This window comes from Rhizobium sp. BE258, assembly GCF_031457345.1.
Classification (GTDB): domain Bacteria; phylum Pseudomonadota; class Alphaproteobacteria; order Rhizobiales; family Rhizobiaceae; genus Rhizobium.
On record NZ_JAVDWL010000009.1, the window covers coordinates 15257 to 29283 of the forward strand.

Annotated in this window: 18 protein-coding genes and 2 tRNA genes; 2 read left to right on the top strand and 18 right to left on the bottom strand. The window is 58.8% G+C overall.

The genetic code is table 11. From position 1 onward, the window contains the following. Positions 1–5: 5 nt before the first annotated feature. The 16 genes from J2X43_RS26485 to J2X43_RS26560 all read right to left on the bottom strand — a co-directional run bounded on the left by J2X43_RS26485 (position 6) and on the right by J2X43_RS26560 (position 12070). The gene (locus J2X43_RS26485; protein WP_310299706.1) at positions 6–335 is read right to left on the bottom strand and encodes a head-tail adaptor protein; all 330 of its coding nucleotides are present in this window, start codon (positions 333–335) and stop codon (positions 6–8) included. A 199-nt stretch (positions 336–534) separates the two neighbouring features. Further along, positions 535–939, bottom strand: coding sequence for a hypothetical protein (locus J2X43_RS26490; RefSeq protein ID WP_310299709.1), 405 nt, complete (start codon positions 937–939; stop codon positions 535–537). Positions 940–958: 19 nt separating this feature from the next. Further along, positions 959–1483 carry a phage head-tail connector protein gene (locus J2X43_RS26495; protein ID WP_310299711.1) on the bottom strand — a complete coding sequence of 175 codons (525 nt, stop codon included), beginning with the start codon at positions 1481–1483 and terminating at the stop codon, positions 959–961. After that, positions 1446–1664, bottom strand: a complete 219-nt coding sequence (locus tag J2X43_RS26500) for a hypothetical protein (RefSeq protein WP_310299714.1) — start codon at positions 1662–1664, stop codon at positions 1446–1448. The genes J2X43_RS26495 and J2X43_RS26500 overlap by 38 nt, the downstream gene beginning before the upstream one ends. 52 nt (positions 1665–1716) lie before the next feature. Next, positions 1717–2982, bottom strand: coding sequence for a phage major capsid protein (locus J2X43_RS26505; protein ID WP_310299717.1), 1266 nt, complete (start codon positions 2980–2982; stop codon positions 1717–1719). A gap of 92 nt (positions 2983–3074) precedes the next feature. After that, a complete protein-coding gene (locus J2X43_RS26510; protein WP_310299720.1) occupies positions 3075–3680 on the bottom strand; it encodes an HK97 family phage prohead protease in 606 nt (201 codons plus the stop codon). After that, entirely contained in the window at positions 3677–4945 is a 1269-nt protein-coding gene (locus J2X43_RS26515) for a phage portal protein (RefSeq protein ID WP_310299723.1), read from the bottom strand. The genes J2X43_RS26510 and J2X43_RS26515 overlap by 4 nt, the downstream gene beginning before the upstream one ends. Continuing rightward, positions 4945–6849 carry a terminase TerL endonuclease subunit gene (locus J2X43_RS26520; RefSeq protein ID WP_310299727.1) on the bottom strand — a complete coding sequence of 635 codons (1905 nt, stop codon included), beginning with the start codon at positions 6847–6849 and terminating at the stop codon, positions 4945–4947. The genes J2X43_RS26515 and J2X43_RS26520 overlap by 1 nt, the downstream gene beginning before the upstream one ends. After that, positions 6812–7192 carry a hypothetical protein gene (locus J2X43_RS26525; protein WP_310299730.1) on the bottom strand — a complete coding sequence of 127 codons (381 nt, stop codon included), beginning with the start codon at positions 7190–7192 and terminating at the stop codon, positions 6812–6814. The genes J2X43_RS26520 and J2X43_RS26525 overlap by 38 nt, the downstream gene beginning before the upstream one ends. 399 nt (positions 7193–7591) lie before the next feature. Then, positions 7592–7667 (bottom strand) — tRNA-Thr (locus tag J2X43_RS26530). A 365-nt stretch (positions 7668–8032) separates the two neighbouring features. Beyond that, positions 8033–8827, bottom strand: coding sequence for a hypothetical protein (locus J2X43_RS26535; protein ID WP_310299733.1), 795 nt, complete (start codon positions 8825–8827; stop codon positions 8033–8035). A gap of 391 nt (positions 8828–9218) precedes the next feature. Further along, on the bottom strand, positions 9219–9431 hold the full coding sequence (locus J2X43_RS26540) for a hypothetical protein (RefSeq protein WP_310299735.1): 213 nt from the start codon (positions 9429–9431) through the stop codon (positions 9219–9221). A gap of 154 nt (positions 9432–9585) precedes the next feature. After that, positions 9586–10926, bottom strand: a complete 1341-nt coding sequence (locus J2X43_RS26545; protein ID WP_310299737.1) for an AAA family ATPase — start codon at positions 10924–10926, stop codon at positions 9586–9588. 54 nt (positions 10927–10980) lie between these two features. Continuing rightward, positions 10981–11310: a hypothetical protein gene (locus J2X43_RS26550; RefSeq protein WP_310299739.1), complete on the bottom strand. Its 330-nt coding sequence runs from the start codon at positions 11308–11310 to the stop codon at positions 10981–10983. A gap of 95 nt (positions 11311–11405) precedes the next feature. Beyond that, positions 11406–11624 (bottom strand): AlpA family phage regulatory protein, encoded by a 219-nt coding sequence (locus J2X43_RS26555; RefSeq protein WP_310299742.1) that lies wholly within the window; start codon positions 11622–11624, stop codon positions 11406–11408. Between the two features lie 356 nt (positions 11625–11980). Beyond that, positions 11981–12070, bottom strand: a tRNA-Ser gene (locus J2X43_RS26560). Between the two features lie 158 nt (positions 12071–12228). Here J2X43_RS26560 and J2X43_RS26565 point away from each other — a divergent pair. Then, on the top strand, positions 12229–12585 hold the full coding sequence (locus J2X43_RS26565; protein ID WP_310299745.1) for a hypothetical protein: 357 nt from the start codon (positions 12229–12231) through the stop codon (positions 12583–12585). Positions 12586–12801: 216 nt separating this feature from the next. On the opposite strand, the gene J2X43_RS26570 is transcribed toward J2X43_RS26565, so the two are convergent. Beyond that, a complete protein-coding gene (locus J2X43_RS26570) occupies positions 12802–12939 on the bottom strand; it encodes a hypothetical protein (RefSeq protein ID WP_310299748.1) in 138 nt (45 codons plus the stop codon). Between the two features lie 411 nt (positions 12940–13350). On the opposite strand from J2X43_RS26570, the gene J2X43_RS26575 reads away from it, so the two are divergent. Then, positions 13351–13605: a GlsB/YeaQ/YmgE family stress response membrane protein gene (locus tag J2X43_RS26575; protein WP_112387376.1), complete on the top strand. Its 255-nt coding sequence runs from the start codon at positions 13351–13353 to the stop codon at positions 13603–13605. Positions 13606–13672: 67 nt separating this feature from the next. Here J2X43_RS26575 and J2X43_RS26580 read toward each other — a convergent pair whose 3' ends face one another. After that, the gene (locus tag J2X43_RS26580) at positions 13673–13954 is read right to left on the bottom strand and encodes a hypothetical protein (RefSeq protein ID WP_112443920.1); all 282 of its coding nucleotides are present in this window, start codon (positions 13952–13954) and stop codon (positions 13673–13675) included. Positions 13955–14027: the final 73 nt, after the last annotated feature.

Here is a 14027-nt window from a genome sequence, read left to right on the forward strand (position 1 = left end):
CTGGATCACGTCGCCACTCCTTGCGTCGCCATCAGGTCGATATAGGCGTTCTTCTGGTCGACGTTGGCCGCAGCCGTCAGGTTGAAAATCCGTGATGGGTTGCGCGCATCAACGGCACGCCACGCTGTGGTGACCACCCTTGCTGCAACACAACTGCGGATGCGGATAATGAAAGGCTGCGTCCCCGTCAGCCTGGCAGCGAGGACAGGCTCGCCGCCCTTGAGCGGGATAAGTTCCGCTGCGGCCGAGAAGACCGTGGCGAAATCGCCGGCCTGCTCATTACCGTATCCGTCGTCGACGAGCGATCGTTGCTGAAAATTCAGCTTTTCACGCATCGAACCAGCGCCCTTGGCCTTAGTCATCGTCCACCTGCCTTTGGCGACTTCCGACCGACTGGCCGATCAACGACTTCGGCGCGCTCGCCGGCCTCTTCGGCGCAAGCCCGCGTCACAAATTCAATAGTGCCCGCTTTGTACGCGACAGTTACGGCGGGCGTTGCGCGCCAGTCAAAGTCCGAGACAAAGCGGACCCACATTAGAGCGTGACCCCGGGATCGATAGTCGAAATCGCGAGAACCGCCGTGGTCTTTGCGATGCCGACAAGAACGGGGTCCATGCCGGTCGTTAGATCAGAGCGGGGACAAATTCCGCCCGGCGTGCCGCTTAGCCAGTAGTCCTGGCCCGCAACAAGCGTCGCGCCGATCGTGATATCACCAGACTTCTGGATCGAGACCGGCTGACCAGCCGACGCCGCATTGAGTGCGATGCCGTTAACCTGGCGCGTACCCGTGCCGTTGTTGTCTGAAAGCATCCAGCGATTGTTCGTGGCGTTCAGGTAGATGGTCTTGCCGGCTGCGATGGTCTCGCCAGCGATACCGGAATCAATGCCTGCGTTGCTGCCCGGAAGAACATTCGCGGGCGTAATGGTGATGTCTGCCATAATGGTTCCTTGTGGCGGCTCAGCCGCGCCTGAAATTGCAGAGAAGCGCGTCGAAAGCGGTCCAGTCGTCCTGGGCATCGTTTTCGCGGTTCTCGAATGCATCTGCGATCTGAATGAGGTGCGCGTGCTTCACGGCATCGGGCACGGCGGTATAGCCGACCACGGCGGTCACCGTGATGCGCGACCCATGCTGCGTAACCGGCCACTGTTTGGCGTAGGCGGCCTTGATAGACACCTCCAAGCCATCGAGCCTCGGCTCATAAATGGCAGGATCGACTGTTTGCGTGCCGCCTGCAGTGTCCACATAGGAAATCGAGGTGATGCTCTGCACGGGCGCAACAGAAAGGCGCGCCAGATCGTTCCAGCAGTCGCATTTGACTTCGACGGTACGCGTGACGAACGGCGTGTTGCAGTAGGCCTCGGCATAATCACGGACTGACGCGATCAAAGCTTTGATATCGTCGTCCTCGTCATCCCAAGTTATCCGCAGCCGACGCTTCACTTCATCAACCGTTACCGGCTCCGCTGTTGCCGCTACCGTCACCTTCGGTGGATACCACATCGGCCTTGCCCTTCTTGGTCTTGGCCGGAGCTTTCGGCTCGGCGTCGATGGCAAAGCCAGCTTCCTTCAGGCGCTCAGCTTCGGCATCGTCAAACTCGTGCTCGTCGCCCGGCGACAAGCTGAAGTCCGGACCAGATAGGCCCGCAGTCATTTTCAAAAGCATGTCGCCTCCGAGTGTGAGGCGGGCCAGCCACAAGGCCAGCCCGCACAGAACGTTAGGCCTGCTTCAGGTGCTTGATGGCAGCGGTGTCAGCCAGCTCACCGTCGAAGCGGATGTAGCCGGCGACGCCGAGGTTCGGCCAGAAGCGCTCGCGCATCACACCGATCACCGGGGAGCCGACCTTGCGGACGAAGTATTTCGAGAAGTCCCCGAACAGCATCGAGCGGTTACCGGTCGCGATATTCGCGACAGCCTGGTTGATGTCGTACCGGTAGCCGAGCAGCGCACCGGGCTGACCCTTGGTGACATCGCCCATCTGCCAGAGGTAATTGCCCTGACCGTCCTTCAGCTTGCGGATGGCGGACAGCGTGGTGTCGTTGAACTGAAAGCCGACTTTCGGCGACTGGCGGTAAGCCGCGTCGACAGAGTGGACCAGGTCGATGATTTCGTCAGACGCAATGGCCGTAGCGGAGGCGGCTACCTTACCCTGCGTCGAAGCAGTGGCGACACCGTTCGGGGCAGAGCTGCCGGTACCCACAGTCAGCTGCAGGTTGGCAAGGCGCCCGAGACGTTCGCCAAGCAGGTCACCGAGCAGCGCTTCGATATTGAAGATGCTGTCCTGTGCTAGTTCCATGGAGAACTTGATGAACTTGGTGTCGTAGACATAGGCCTCAAGCTGCTTCTGGCCGAACACTGCGTCGGCAGAACCGTCATCGACGATGTCCGCGCCCTGGGTGTGGGCGTAAGCCGTGCCAGCAGTATCATCGATCGTCGGCAGCTGAATAACTGCGCCTGAGGTCGTGTTTATCTCGGTGGTGACTCCCGGATCGTACATCGGGCCAAAGGCCTTCATGGACTTGATCAGGATGTCCGCGAGCTCGGTCGGGACGGTGTAACCGCCGGCCGCACCGGTTGCAGACGACTGCGCGCGATATTCTTCGCCGAGCTGAACGCCAGCCTTAAGCACGGCGCGCTCTTCCGGCTCAAGCGAAGCAAGATCGGCGCCGGTCGCAATGAACTTGTAGAATACCGAGCGGTACGAAAGTTCGTCGCCGGTATCCGATCCTGATGCGCGATCTTCCGAGCGAGAGCCGGGGCGGCGTTCCTGGCGGCGCTGCTCAAAGCGGGCTTCGATAGCCGCCTGGCGCTCTTCGCGCTCGATGTTCTTTTCGACCTTGTCGAAGTCCGCCATGATGGCGTCGTGACGGGCCTCAAGCTCAACGGAGCGGGCTTCGTCGGTGTTCTTCTTGATTTCGTCCAGGGCAGCGCGAGCTTCCGTTACAAGACGGCCGCGCTTTTCCTGCAGCTCAGTGAGAGTCATGCAAGTCTCCAATTTGGTGGTTTGTTGGGTTTGGCAGGACGTCCTGTCCGGCCCTCCGGCTGGTGCCGGGTGACTACAGCCTTACGGCTGGGCTACGAGACGTCCTGCCGGATGCCCCGAAACTTTTGTTCAGCGTTCGCGCGGCGTTCAGCAATGCGACGAGCGGCGTTCCGCTGATTGCGAGCACCACCCTCAGCCCTAGCCGCATCCAGCGACCGAAGACCGATCGTGGTGTCGTCGTAGGCCGGCCATGCGACCGCAGAAACCTCAAGAAGGTTCAGCTTCTCAATCGTCCTAACCGGAACATCGCCGGTTTCGTCCCATGTCTCTTTGGTGACGCGGAAGCCGAAGCTCATGCCACTGATATCACCGCGCTCGACGAGCACCCAGAGATCGTTGCCGTCTGTGGTGTCAGGAACGTCGATCTCGACGCGAAGGCCCTTGCCATCTTCCTGAAGCCTTAGCGTGCCGCTCTTGGTGCGGCCGATAACACGGCCCATGTCGTGGTCGACGAGTGCGCGGATGTCGCCCTTGATCGCGTCGGCGAAAGCGCCTGGCGCGATTTTCTCCTGGAAATATCCGCCGATGTCGGCAATGCGTTCGAAGACGGCCGCATAGCCAACGAGCGTGCGCTTGTCATCCGAAGCGCGGTGTTCAACCGCCTCTATATGACTGCGCTTTTCGATTTCTGTCGTCATGCGGCCTTTGCCTCGGGATCTGTGTTATCATTGGCGGCCGGCGGTGTGGCTCCAGGTTTTGGCTGAGACCCAAGGGGCACCGTTGCCCCTTGAATGTGCAGCTTCTCAGCCTCTCCGCCGATAGCCGGCAGGTTTTCCAGCCCTCGAACCTCGTCCGGCGTACGAATGCCGTTCTGGATTGAGATGCCATAACCTTCCATGCGGGTCTTGAAGTCGCCGCGCAGCAGTCCGTCGAGATTGTGCTCGATGTAGCGGCCGTTGTTGTTCCGACCGAAGAATTTGAGATTAAGCTCGTCCTCAAGCGCCTTGGCCCACTGACCGATCAGGTGCTTGACGAGATGCAGATCCTGCTGCTCGGCGTTGCTGAACGTCGCGCGCGTCAGATCCTGCAGGAACACCGGCGGGAGCTGGTAAGCACGGGCGATCTCTTCCACTTGGAAGCGGCGGGCCTCGACCATCTGCCCCTTGGCGGGATCTATGCCGACTGGGCTCAGCTTGTAGCCAGTAGGAATAGCGAAAACCGGTTCGTTGGCGTTCTTGGCGCCCTCGACAGCTCGCATGACGTCTGAGGTGGCGCGCTTCATCGCGTCGCCATTCGCCGGGAGCGGACCTTCTAGCGACAGCGGCGGGACACCGCCACCGGCAAAGAAGTTGCTGCCGTAGTCGTTCATGGCGATGGCGAGCTGAATCGCCTTCGAGGCCTGCGAAATCGGGCCATAATGCCTCAAGCCGCAGCTGCGGCGCATGAAAGGCACGTCGATAACGTCAGCCGCGTCGTATTCCTGGCCCTCGTACTGATAGACGATCTTCACGCCATTGCGCTTGATGGTCGTCTTCTTCGGATCCATGGGCCAGAGCGAATCCACGCCCTGCGGCGTACGCTCGATGTACGCGAGGCCGCGCCCTTCCGTGAAAACTTGCCCCCAGAACCACTGCCAGAAGGCAAATGAGCCCATGATGTCGTTCGGCGCGCCGTTGACGACCGTCTCCAGTTTACCGTTGACGCGCTTCGCGCCTTCCTTCGTGTCGCGATACGCATGTCGTGGTATCGCAGCGAGAGTACGGGACAGGAAAGCTACGGCAGCCCAGACAGCAGGCACAGTCAGCGCCTTGTCGACGTTCACCGCCGGCAGATTGGCTGAATTTACACCGAAGAACGCGAAAAAGTTCTCCGCGCTCACAGGCACCGTCGGATTTTCAATGGATGCGCGAGTTTCCGGCGCTTTTCCCTCATTTCGGCGGGAGAGCCAGTCTTTGATAGCCATTATGCCGCCTTGTTGAGGGAAAATTCGGGGTCATCCCATGGGGATGCCACCGGCTTAATTTCGAAAAAGCCGTCAACCGCCGCACCTACAGCCATTGCAGCCGCAACGGCGGGGTCGATGCGTACCGTCGCCTTTTTCTTGGAAAACCACTGGTTCCCCATGAGAGGATCGGTCTCGATGGCGACGCCCATCAGGGCACCCAGGAGGATCGGAGACTTGCGCAGGCGCACACGTTCTTCGAGGATCAAAGCCTCAAGCGCCCCGACGCTGCCCGGCATCCAAAGACCAAGAGGCGCCGGCTGACCTGAGGCCTTTGCTGCCTGCACCCGCTCTTCGTCGGGCTTGGCACGCCGCTTCCCGCCTTGTGGGTGCGCAACCGTCTTCAGCTCGACGCCATACTCGTCGAGTTCCTGCTCGAACTTGTCGAAAGCATACTTGTCGAACGCCAGCACAGAAATTCCATGCTCGGAGTTTAGCCTGGAGAACAGCGCCGCAACATGATCATAACGGATCCGCGAGCCTTCAGGGGCATTGATATATCCCTGCTCGAACCAAACCCGGTAGGGCACATGGTCGACTTTCGACCGCTCGTCCATGGTGTCACGTGGCGTCCATGCCTCAATCCAAAGATCATAGGTTGGAAGGTCCGCCTCGGAGCCGTCGGCGCGCGTGACGCGCTTGGTGCCGGTCTCGACAACGAATGCCGCCGCTGTGAGGTCCTTGGATCCGGAGAGATCGAGCCCGGCGGCAGTGATCGGCGCGCCTTTGTGCTCCACGTACGGATCGAAGTCGACCATCACCCTCTCAAGGAGAGGCCGAGGTATCCAGGCCGTGTCGGATTCGGTCCAGACGCAGAAATGAAGGCGGAGGATATTGTTGCGTTTCGAGGGAATGTCCCGCGCCTGCGCCACGACACCTTCCAAGTATTCGTATTTCAGCGTGACGCCGAGAAGCGGGTTCGCTTTGATCCAGCATGACGGATCGGTGAACGGGTCGTCGTCCTTGTCGAGTGCGCAGACATACGAAAAGCACTCGTCGCTGGTGCCGAACACGTCACCGACGTAGGCGAACTCTTCATCGGGAGTGTCCGTACCCGCCGCAACCTTTACCGCCCACTGATGCTCTGCCCAGCAGACCGAGTTGCGGTCCGAACCTGAGTTGGTGATCATCAGCAGGAGCGGCTGGTCGCGAAACTTGAAGCCGCGTTCGAGCATTTCCAGCGTATGGCCGTTCTGATGCTCGTGAATTTCGTCGCAGAGCGCCACGTACGGGCGCGGACCGCTATGGGCCTGCTCCCGCGAGATGGGCCGGAAGAACGATCGTGACTTGATGTGCGCCAGGTTCCAAACCGGATTGCCGCCAGATGGCGTCAGTTCCCGTTTCAGCTTCGGCGACTGCTCATACATTGCAACCGAATCACGGAAGAGAACAAAGGCCTGCGCCTTGTCCTTGCCCGCAGCATAAATCTCCGCGCCGGCCTCGCCGTCAGCGGTCATGCAGTATAGGCCAACAGCGCCAGCGAACGGCGACTTGCCCTGCCCTTTTGCCTGCTCGACATAGGCGCGACGAAAACGCCTCACGACCTTCCCGTTCTCGTTCTTTCGCTTCCATCCGAACAAACATCCAGCGATAAACGCCTGGCTTGGCTCAAGGATGAAAGGCCGACCCTCGAACTGGCCGCCGTTGAGGCGAAGTACGTCGCGGCAATAGCCTCGGAAACGGGCCTCCGCGGCCGGATCCCAGATCAGGCCGCGCTCCGCGCCGTGCACCAGGTCGTCGAGATGACGGCGGCAGGCATTGCGAACGTGCGGACCAGCGACAATCTCGCCAGAAACGACCGCTTTCGCATACGCGGTCGCGGGATCATCAGAAATACTTGTCGGCGGGGTCCGTCTTTTCGCCATCTGGTGTTGCCCCTGCCTTCGATGCGTCAGCCGGCGTCGCCCCCATCTGTCCCAGACATTGCCTCAGGAGGTTCAGCGCCTGGACGCCAACATCTTCGCCGGCCATAAGGCGCCCGCGAATGTAACTTGCGATTTCCACCAGCGCTCGGTGCGAGCTGTTGAGCCACGGAATTTCAGTTGCGAGGACGCGCCAAGCGGCCTGCTGGCCGACGGGCATCCATGCCGGCGGTTCGCCGAGTTCATCGGCAACCACAGGCTCGGCTCGCGTCTCGAACCGGCCTTTGTTCTTCTTGTCTGCGCCGGTCACGGCTGCCTTCGCCTTTGGCGTGCGCGGCCTTGCCATGCGCTAACCCTCAACTTTTGAAATGTGGCGCTGTGTACGAATGGGGACCGCCGGTAAGTCGGCGCCGATGCTCCATAACAATGGAAGACCCCTCCCCACCCTAGATCGGCCAACCATCGGGGCCATACCGCACCACGACCTTGCCGTGGTCCTCAAGCTGACCTCTCGACGAGTGACACGGCTTGCATGTCGAGACGAAAGGCCCACCCCAGAACAGGCTCAGGTTACCTCGATGCGGTGTGGCATGGTGCACCTCGGTGGCTTCGGTGATGTCCTCGCGCTCAAGGCACCATTCACAAAGGGGGTGCAGCGCAAGCTGATGGCGCCTCAGTGTCTGCCACCTTGCCGAGGCATACAGTCGACGATAGCGCGTCGCCTCTTCGGTGCGCGCATCTGATTTGGTGCTGGCAGCAGGAGTTGAACCCACGACATCCTCGTTACAAAGGAGGCGCTCTACCGACTGAGCTATGCCAGCGAAACGAAGTGTGGACCCGAAACCAATACTTGGTGGTCGGTAAGGGAACGCCACACGCTAGACGGCGATCAACCCGTCCGCCCGGTTTGCACCCGGTAACCTATGAAACCGAAAACGGCAGGGAGTGCGCACGACCCGCCGAGCCTAAGCTGACGGGGTCACACTCGACCTGCCGCACGATCGCCCAATGCAGCGGAGGAGGCGCGCATAGGGCAATGGGTATTGAGGCTGTCCCGGCATCGCTGCGAGCTCAGAGCGTCCGCGCGAATTCAGCGCCTCAAATGGAAAAAAGCCGCGCGATGGCGGCCTTTTGTGTGTCGTATATATATAACCTGACAATTCCCGGAACTGGTGCGCACCAAGCGCTAAGCGGCTACCATCTCGTCCAAGTCCTCATTGGTTAATGGTCCTACCCTGTCACGGATGACGGACAGCGCCATGTGGATCACCGCTCGCCCAACGGCCATTGCCGACCGCGAGCTCTTTGCGCCTGCCATCATGCCGACCTTCTCCAGGGTGGAGCCATGCAGCGCTGCTTCCTCGAAGGGCTCCATGGTCGGGCCAAGCAGAGCGCGTAGCATTGCCAACTGACCGACGGCATCGATCCGAGCGATGACCTTAGCATCGCCATTCCACTTGGTCGGAACCTGCGCCGGCAACTGCTTCGTGTAGGTCCACTTGAATACGTCGGTCGACTTGGCTTGCCAGGGTTGCGCATCCTTGGCCTTCGACTTCTTTTCGCCTTGTCGCTTGATGGCGCCAGTCTTCTCGTCCAGCCACAAGCCCTGCTCGGCCTGTAGCGGCTCGTTACCTATCGAAGTGCCCACCAGCTGCGCTCCGCTTGTCGCGGCAGCCTCGATGCGCCGGTAGTACAGCAACGGTGCCAGCAGATCGAAGTTTTCTTCCGCCAACAGCGCCTTGATGATCGGCAGGGACGGATTGTCGTTTGCCGCCTTGCCATCCCATGGATCAGATGGCTTGTTGCGCTTCGCCAGGCGCTTGCGGATTACGTTCATGCCCTGCCCTTCTGCCTTCACCTTTCTCGCGACCTCCTCTTTGTCGAACCAGTGTTGCGGCGTCTCTGGCACGAATTCCCCTGCGACCCACTTACCTCGGTAGGCCATCTTCGGACGATTGTCGTTCGCTGCCATGCGTGTCATCAGTTGTTGCTCCATTTCGGTCTAATATCGGGAATGTCGCGGATCGCCTCGCTTAGTGATGTCGGCTCGCCATCTGGCCCTTCCATCAATCGCGCGGCCTTCTCTCGGGCTAGGCGAAAGGCGCTTAGCCTGCCTTGCTCCGCCTCGGTTCGAGTGATGGTGAGCGAGCGATCATATTCACGCTGTCTCCGTATCGCTTCCCGTTCCGCTTCGATGCTGCTAATCTTGAGCTGCAGAACATCGATCACCCGATGAGCGTCGACGAAGAGGTTTCGATAATGGTTCCCTCGGAAGCGTGGGTCACGTGGTGCTGTCGAATCCGCCACATGCGTCGAGATTGCTAGCGGCAGCGGGGTTGCTACATGTTTCCGAATCCTGTGCTTTGCCATGCTTAGAGCGGATTGCCGCGGCTGGTGTGCTTCAGATAGGTCTCAGTGCCCAGGTGCGTGATGCCACCTTCCACATACTCGACGATGTAAGCTGGCTCGCCATCCTCCTCCTTCACGCCGATCACGCGGCACGGGTTCCAGCTAGATTTCAACGTTCCATCATCCTGCTTGGTGTAGACCTGACGTTCGGCGTAGTAATTCGCGACAGCGAACATATCGGTACTCCTCTTCTGTGTTGTGTTTAGCGGTGTGAAGTGAGCGGCTGGTTCCACCAGCAAGCGGTGCTTCCACCGCACAGGGGGTTATAGGGGGAGAGGTGGAACGCTTGGTGGAAGGTGGTGGAAGCGTGGTGGAACGTGAGGTGGAACATCATTCCTCGCCGCTCCGTCGAACGCTGTAATCGTCCTCCGTAACGATTAGCCTCTGTCTTTTTTTGGATGCAGGACCATCCCAAACGAGCTTGATCGTCCCCTTCTCAAGCAGGCGCTGCATTGCATCAGCGAGAGACTTCTTGGTGAAGCCTTCGGCTGACGGATGCTCCACCATCCTCGACGGTGCATAGTTTGTGCCGCGAGATGCGCCCAAATTCTGCCCCGTCCTGACAAACGTTCGCAGGATGTCGATGAACGCCTTTTCGGCATTGCGTTTGATCATGTTTGCCGCTGGTGAGACTGCGCCGCCGCGATCGAGGACGAATGCGCCGTCCTTCCACCGGATCTTGATCTCGCCTCCGGTGGTACCGTAGTTGGCCTTCATCGTTTTCAGCACGCGTTGATCTTGGTCATCCGCGCCCTTTGGATCTGGCCGGGTAAGATATAGTCGAGACCGAACCGAGTTATTCCAAGCCGTAGAGCCTGACGAACCCGTACCGCTCTGCATTCCCTGTACCGACGGATGGGCCAGAAGAACTACCGCGCAATCAAGAGCAATCGCGACCTGGCGAAGCATGCCTATGAACTGACGCACCTGGCCGCGTTTGATTTCATCGCCTCCGAACAGGTCAGCGGCTGTATCAAACACGATAAGGCGTGGCTGCCATTCTGCTGCGAAGTCGAAAATGCCTTCCATCAGCGGCGTTGGCATCATTTTGCCGCTCTTGTCCGGAAGGGACAAAAGCGCATCTCGATCAGCCAGAGGCAAAAGTCGGAAGCCCGAAAGGTCGCCGAGTGACTTCCCGTGAGCCTCAGCAATGTCGATCAGGCGACGCCAGAACTCCTCCGCTTCGTCCTCGGCTCCGACATAGAGCGTGTGACCAGCGGCTGGTGACATCTCCAACGTGTCCACGCCCATAGCGCCGGCAGCGGCGATTTGCAGCGTCAGAAGTGACTTGCCCACGCCACCGTCACCATTCACGATTGTGACCTGCCGCAGCGGTATGAGGTCTACGGCATACCATTGGCGCGTCGGAACTGGCTTGCCGTTCCACTCTGTCGGATCGACGAAGTTTAGTGGCTCTTCTGCGGGGGGCTTTTCAGCCTCCCGCGCTTCTGTCCTGGACGATGTTGCCGCCGCATGATTGTCGTTTGCTGCATTCGTTGCGTGCCTGAACCACCGCTCGTCTGGAATAATCGAGCGAGTACTACCGTCATCGAATTCCACCCGTGACATGAAGTTGCCAGCAAACGTTACGCTGCCGCTGCCATAGTCGACATGCGAAACTCGGTCGCCGACCTTCAGTTTAGGCTGCGTTTCCGCTGCAGCTGCCGCCATTTGTTCTTTGCTCCTCTAAGGCGTTTCATATTCAAAACCTGACCCTAGAGGGCGCTACGATGCGCGAAGCTCTGCATCGATCCGCACCGCCTCGGCGGCCAATAGGGTATCGAAACGATCAAGTCGGTCTGCGATCTCATCACTGGCTCGCTTCACTATGAAGTCGTCGATATGAGACGCTTCGCCAGCAATCCAAAGACGTGCAGCTTCTTGGCGAGCCTCTTCGTGCGTGCTCCAGTAGCTCACGTTGGCTGAGCCATAGTCGTGCTGCACCTCGTATCCGCGCTCCGGTGAGCCAAGGACGACTGCGCCCCTGTACACGTCAAAATTCTCACTCTTGGCGAGCGTCAAAAGTTCGGTGATGGTCAGGTTTGTTTCAGTCATAGGTCCCCCTCGCCGGCTGGCGGCCGGTCGGCAAAATGGTGGGTGATGTGGTGGCTTGGGTTATTGTCGGCCGCGGACCGGCCTAAGTCCAGAAATCAGGCGGCTACTTGAGGTCTCGACGCGATGCGCGCGTCGATCCAAGCTTCAACCTCAGACCGCACATACGCAATTCGACGTTCGCTCAACTCAACGGCGGCAGGAAACTTACCACTCGCCGCCATGAGGGAGAGCATTGTTTTGGAGAAAGTTGTGGCTGCCGCAGCTTCGTTCGGCGACATCAAACGCGGCAGGTTATCGTTGACAGCGGAAATCATAAGCCTCCTCTTTCGCAGTTGATCGACTGCGGAGATGACAATGTAAACATGCCAAGCGCGCAATAGGCTCACGGCACGAAATGTGAAAAACTTGGAAGTCCGGTACTCCCCGGAAAGGAATCGCCACCGAGTGGCTATGCGTAAAACCGCGATCTGGATGGCGAAGGACTTACAGGGTGCAGCCTTAACCACTCGCGGTCTTATCCCGCGATCAACACACTAAATGTAGACCAATATAACAAATTTGTCAATATGGACCACATTTAGTGTTCAAGGCGCGTCGCCACGCCCGATTAGGCCAGGCTTTAGGCCAAGCAATTTTTTCATCACCTAACATACTGAAAAATAGCAAAATCTGGCGGAAGAGGTGGGATTCGAACCCACGGTACGGTTTCCCGCACGCCGGTTTTCAAGACCGGTTCCTTAAACCACTCGGACACTCTTCCTTCGAGCGCCTTATGACGCAAAGCCGCGTTGCAATGCAAGGGCCGGACATAAAAATCTGTGCTTCGGGAAGCGCGCTCGCCTGTCCCATCAGGCGTGCGGAACATCTTGGGCCGTCAGCTGTTGGGAGAGCATCTGACGATGCATAGGGAAGAAGTCCATGCTGAAGAAAGTTACAGCCACGGTCGTTCTCTCGCTGGGTCTTGCGACGGTTGCCCTCGCCCAGTCCGGTAACGTGTCTGCGGACGGCGCGAGCGCCTCCGGTTCGTCGATCGGGACGGTCCCAGGTTCACGCGTGAGCGGCACTAATGATCGTAGCCGCGTCGGAGACACTGACAAAGCGCAGCCCGGAACGATTGATCCAAGCGCAACGAACAGCACCATCAATAGCGGGGATTCGAACTCCAGCACCGACGTGAACGACTGCCGTAGCGAACGGAGATCTGCGCGGAAGGCTGCGCACGATGCCGATGGAAACGTCGTCAGTCCTGGCAAATCTGCCGCCTGCGGTCAGTAATCGCTCTGCGCTATTGGATAAGGTGGTCCCGAACGGTTGGATAACGCTTGACTTTCGCCGCCCTGAAGAACCCGCAAAAGTTGCCGGATCGAAAGAGGTTTAGGTCCTTTCGATCCGGGAGGCCTCGTCAGAGTGCTAGTGGAAGGCTTCGGCGGCCCGGTAATCTTGGCTCTGTCGTCGTATTTCCGGACACTTCGGTCTGTGGCTGCAACCGTCTCAAGCGGCAATCGTCTGCTTATCGCGCGGCATCTTGTCCTGCTTGCGCGCCGCCTCTTTCGCGATTTTTATCAAGTAGGCGACGAACATTTCATTGTCTGCTTCCGCAATCTTTCGAGCGGCTTCGAGATGTTCCATGAGATGTGAATGACGCATCTGAGTCTCCTCCAGGTTGCTATAGATCGATGATCACTAATATGCATTAACGGCACGTTAATTTTGCAACCTGGAATATTTTACGTGGCGAAGTAAAAAACGGTTTCATCGTCGCCGATTCATTCAAATTTTATGCTTAACTATCCGTTAATATTTAACTTGCCGCCCTTTCCCGATGATCTATTCTCGATCGGCAAAGGGAGTGAGTAAAAATGTCGAGTAAGAGTTTGATCATGCCGCTGGGCTTTGCGATCCTGGCGCTGTCTGGCCTTCTGTTCCAGCTGCTCACACATGCATTGCATATGCCGGTCACGCTGTTGCAACCGTGACCGGGACGGAACCTTTCTGCAGTTTCCGCGTTCATTTCGTTGTTTTCTTAGGAGGGAAATCATTATGGAAGATCAGAGTGTCGGCTGGATTGCGGCAATCATTATTGGCGGCCTTGCCGGATGGCTCGCCGAGAAATTCATGAACAGCAACATGGGCGTGTTCATGAACATCATTCTGGGCATCATCGGCGCCATCGTTGCCAATTTCATCCTCGGCCTTTTGCATATCCAGCCGCTGGCTGGCTGGCTCGGATATCTCATCACCGGTTTCGTCGGCGCCTGCCTGCTGATCGCGATCGGCCGGATGGTCCGGCGCTGAGCGCACGGAATTTGAACGCAAAAAAGCCGGGAGTTTTGCTCCCGGCTTTTTTGTTGTCTCGCAATCGTTAACGGCGGCTCATCAGTCCGAACACATAGGCAATGCCGGCCGTGACGGCGAGAGCGAAAATCGGTTCCTCGCGCACCTTGTCGCGCACCTTTTCCGTCATCACCGACGCTTCGTCGGTCACGGCGCTCTTGGCGCCCTGCCCCAAGGCGACGACACTTTCCGAAAGACGGGCCAGATCCTCGCGCAAGGCTGCGACCTGCGCAGAAAGATCATCGGCGGCGATATCCGCCTTGACGCGCGCGGCTGTCGATTGGGCGGAGGCGGTTTTCAGTTCGGCCATTGTCTGCTCCTATTTTTCCGGATGCCGCAACAACGAACTGAGGGCCGGAAAGGTTCCGGTACCGGTGTGCTTT

Excerpts from the sequence above, each read along its gene's own strand:
- J2X43_RS26485 (WP_310299706.1), bottom strand. The coding sequence starts at position 335 with ATGCGTGAAAAGCTGAATTTTCAGCAACGATCGCTCGTCGACGACGGA.
- J2X43_RS26490 (WP_310299709.1), bottom strand. The coding sequence starts at position 939 with ATGGCAGACATCACCATTACGCCCGCGAATGTTCTTCCGGGCAGCAAC.
- J2X43_RS26500 (WP_310299714.1), bottom strand. The coding sequence starts at position 1,664 with ATGCTTTTGAAAATGACTGCGGGCCTATCTGGTCCGGACTTCAGCTTG.
- J2X43_RS26505 (WP_310299717.1), bottom strand. The coding sequence starts at position 2,982 with ATGACTCTCACTGAGCTGCAGGAAAAGCGCGGCCGTCTTGTAACGGAA.
- J2X43_RS26510 (WP_310299720.1), bottom strand. The coding sequence starts at position 3,680 with ATGACGACAGAAATCGAAAAGCGCAGTCATATAGAGGCGGTTGAACAC.
- J2X43_RS26515 (WP_310299723.1), bottom strand. The coding sequence starts at position 4,945 with ATGGCTATCAAAGACTGGCTCTCCCGCCGAAATGAGGGAAAAGCGCCG.
- J2X43_RS26520 (WP_310299727.1), bottom strand. The coding sequence starts at position 6,849 with ATGGCGAAAAGACGGACCCCGCCGACAAGTATTTCTGATGATCCCGCG.
- J2X43_RS26525 (WP_310299730.1), bottom strand. The coding sequence starts at position 7,192 with ATGGCAAGGCCGCGCACGCCAAAGGCGAAGGCAGCCGTGACCGGCGCA.
- J2X43_RS26535 (WP_310299733.1), bottom strand. The coding sequence starts at position 8,827 with ATGACACGCATGGCAGCGAACGACAATCGTCCGAAGATGGCCTACCGA.
- J2X43_RS26540 (WP_310299735.1), bottom strand. The coding sequence starts at position 9,431 with ATGTTCGCTGTCGCGAATTACTACGCCGAACGTCAGGTCTACACCAAG.
- J2X43_RS26545 (WP_310299737.1), bottom strand. The coding sequence starts at position 10,926 with ATGGCGGCAGCTGCAGCGGAAACGCAGCCTAAACTGAAGGTCGGCGAC.
- J2X43_RS26550 (WP_310299739.1), bottom strand. The coding sequence starts at position 11,310 with ATGACTGAAACAAACCTGACCATCACCGAACTTTTGACGCTCGCCAAG.
- J2X43_RS26555 (WP_310299742.1), bottom strand. The coding sequence starts at position 11,624 with ATGATTTCCGCTGTCAACGATAACCTGCCGCGTTTGATGTCGCCGAAC.
- J2X43_RS26565 (WP_310299745.1), top strand. The coding sequence starts at position 12,229 with ATGCTGAAGAAAGTTACAGCCACGGTCGTTCTCTCGCTGGGTCTTGCG.
- J2X43_RS26570 (WP_310299748.1), bottom strand. The coding sequence starts at position 12,939 with ATGGAACATCTCGAAGCCGCTCGAAAGATTGCGGAAGCAGACAATGAA.
- J2X43_RS26575 (WP_112387376.1), top strand. The coding sequence starts at position 13,351 with ATGGAAGATCAGAGTGTCGGCTGGATTGCGGCAATCATTATTGGCGGC.
- J2X43_RS26580 (WP_112443920.1), bottom strand. The coding sequence starts at position 13,954 with ATGGCCGAACTGAAAACCGCCTCCGCCCAATCGACAGCCGCGCGCGTC.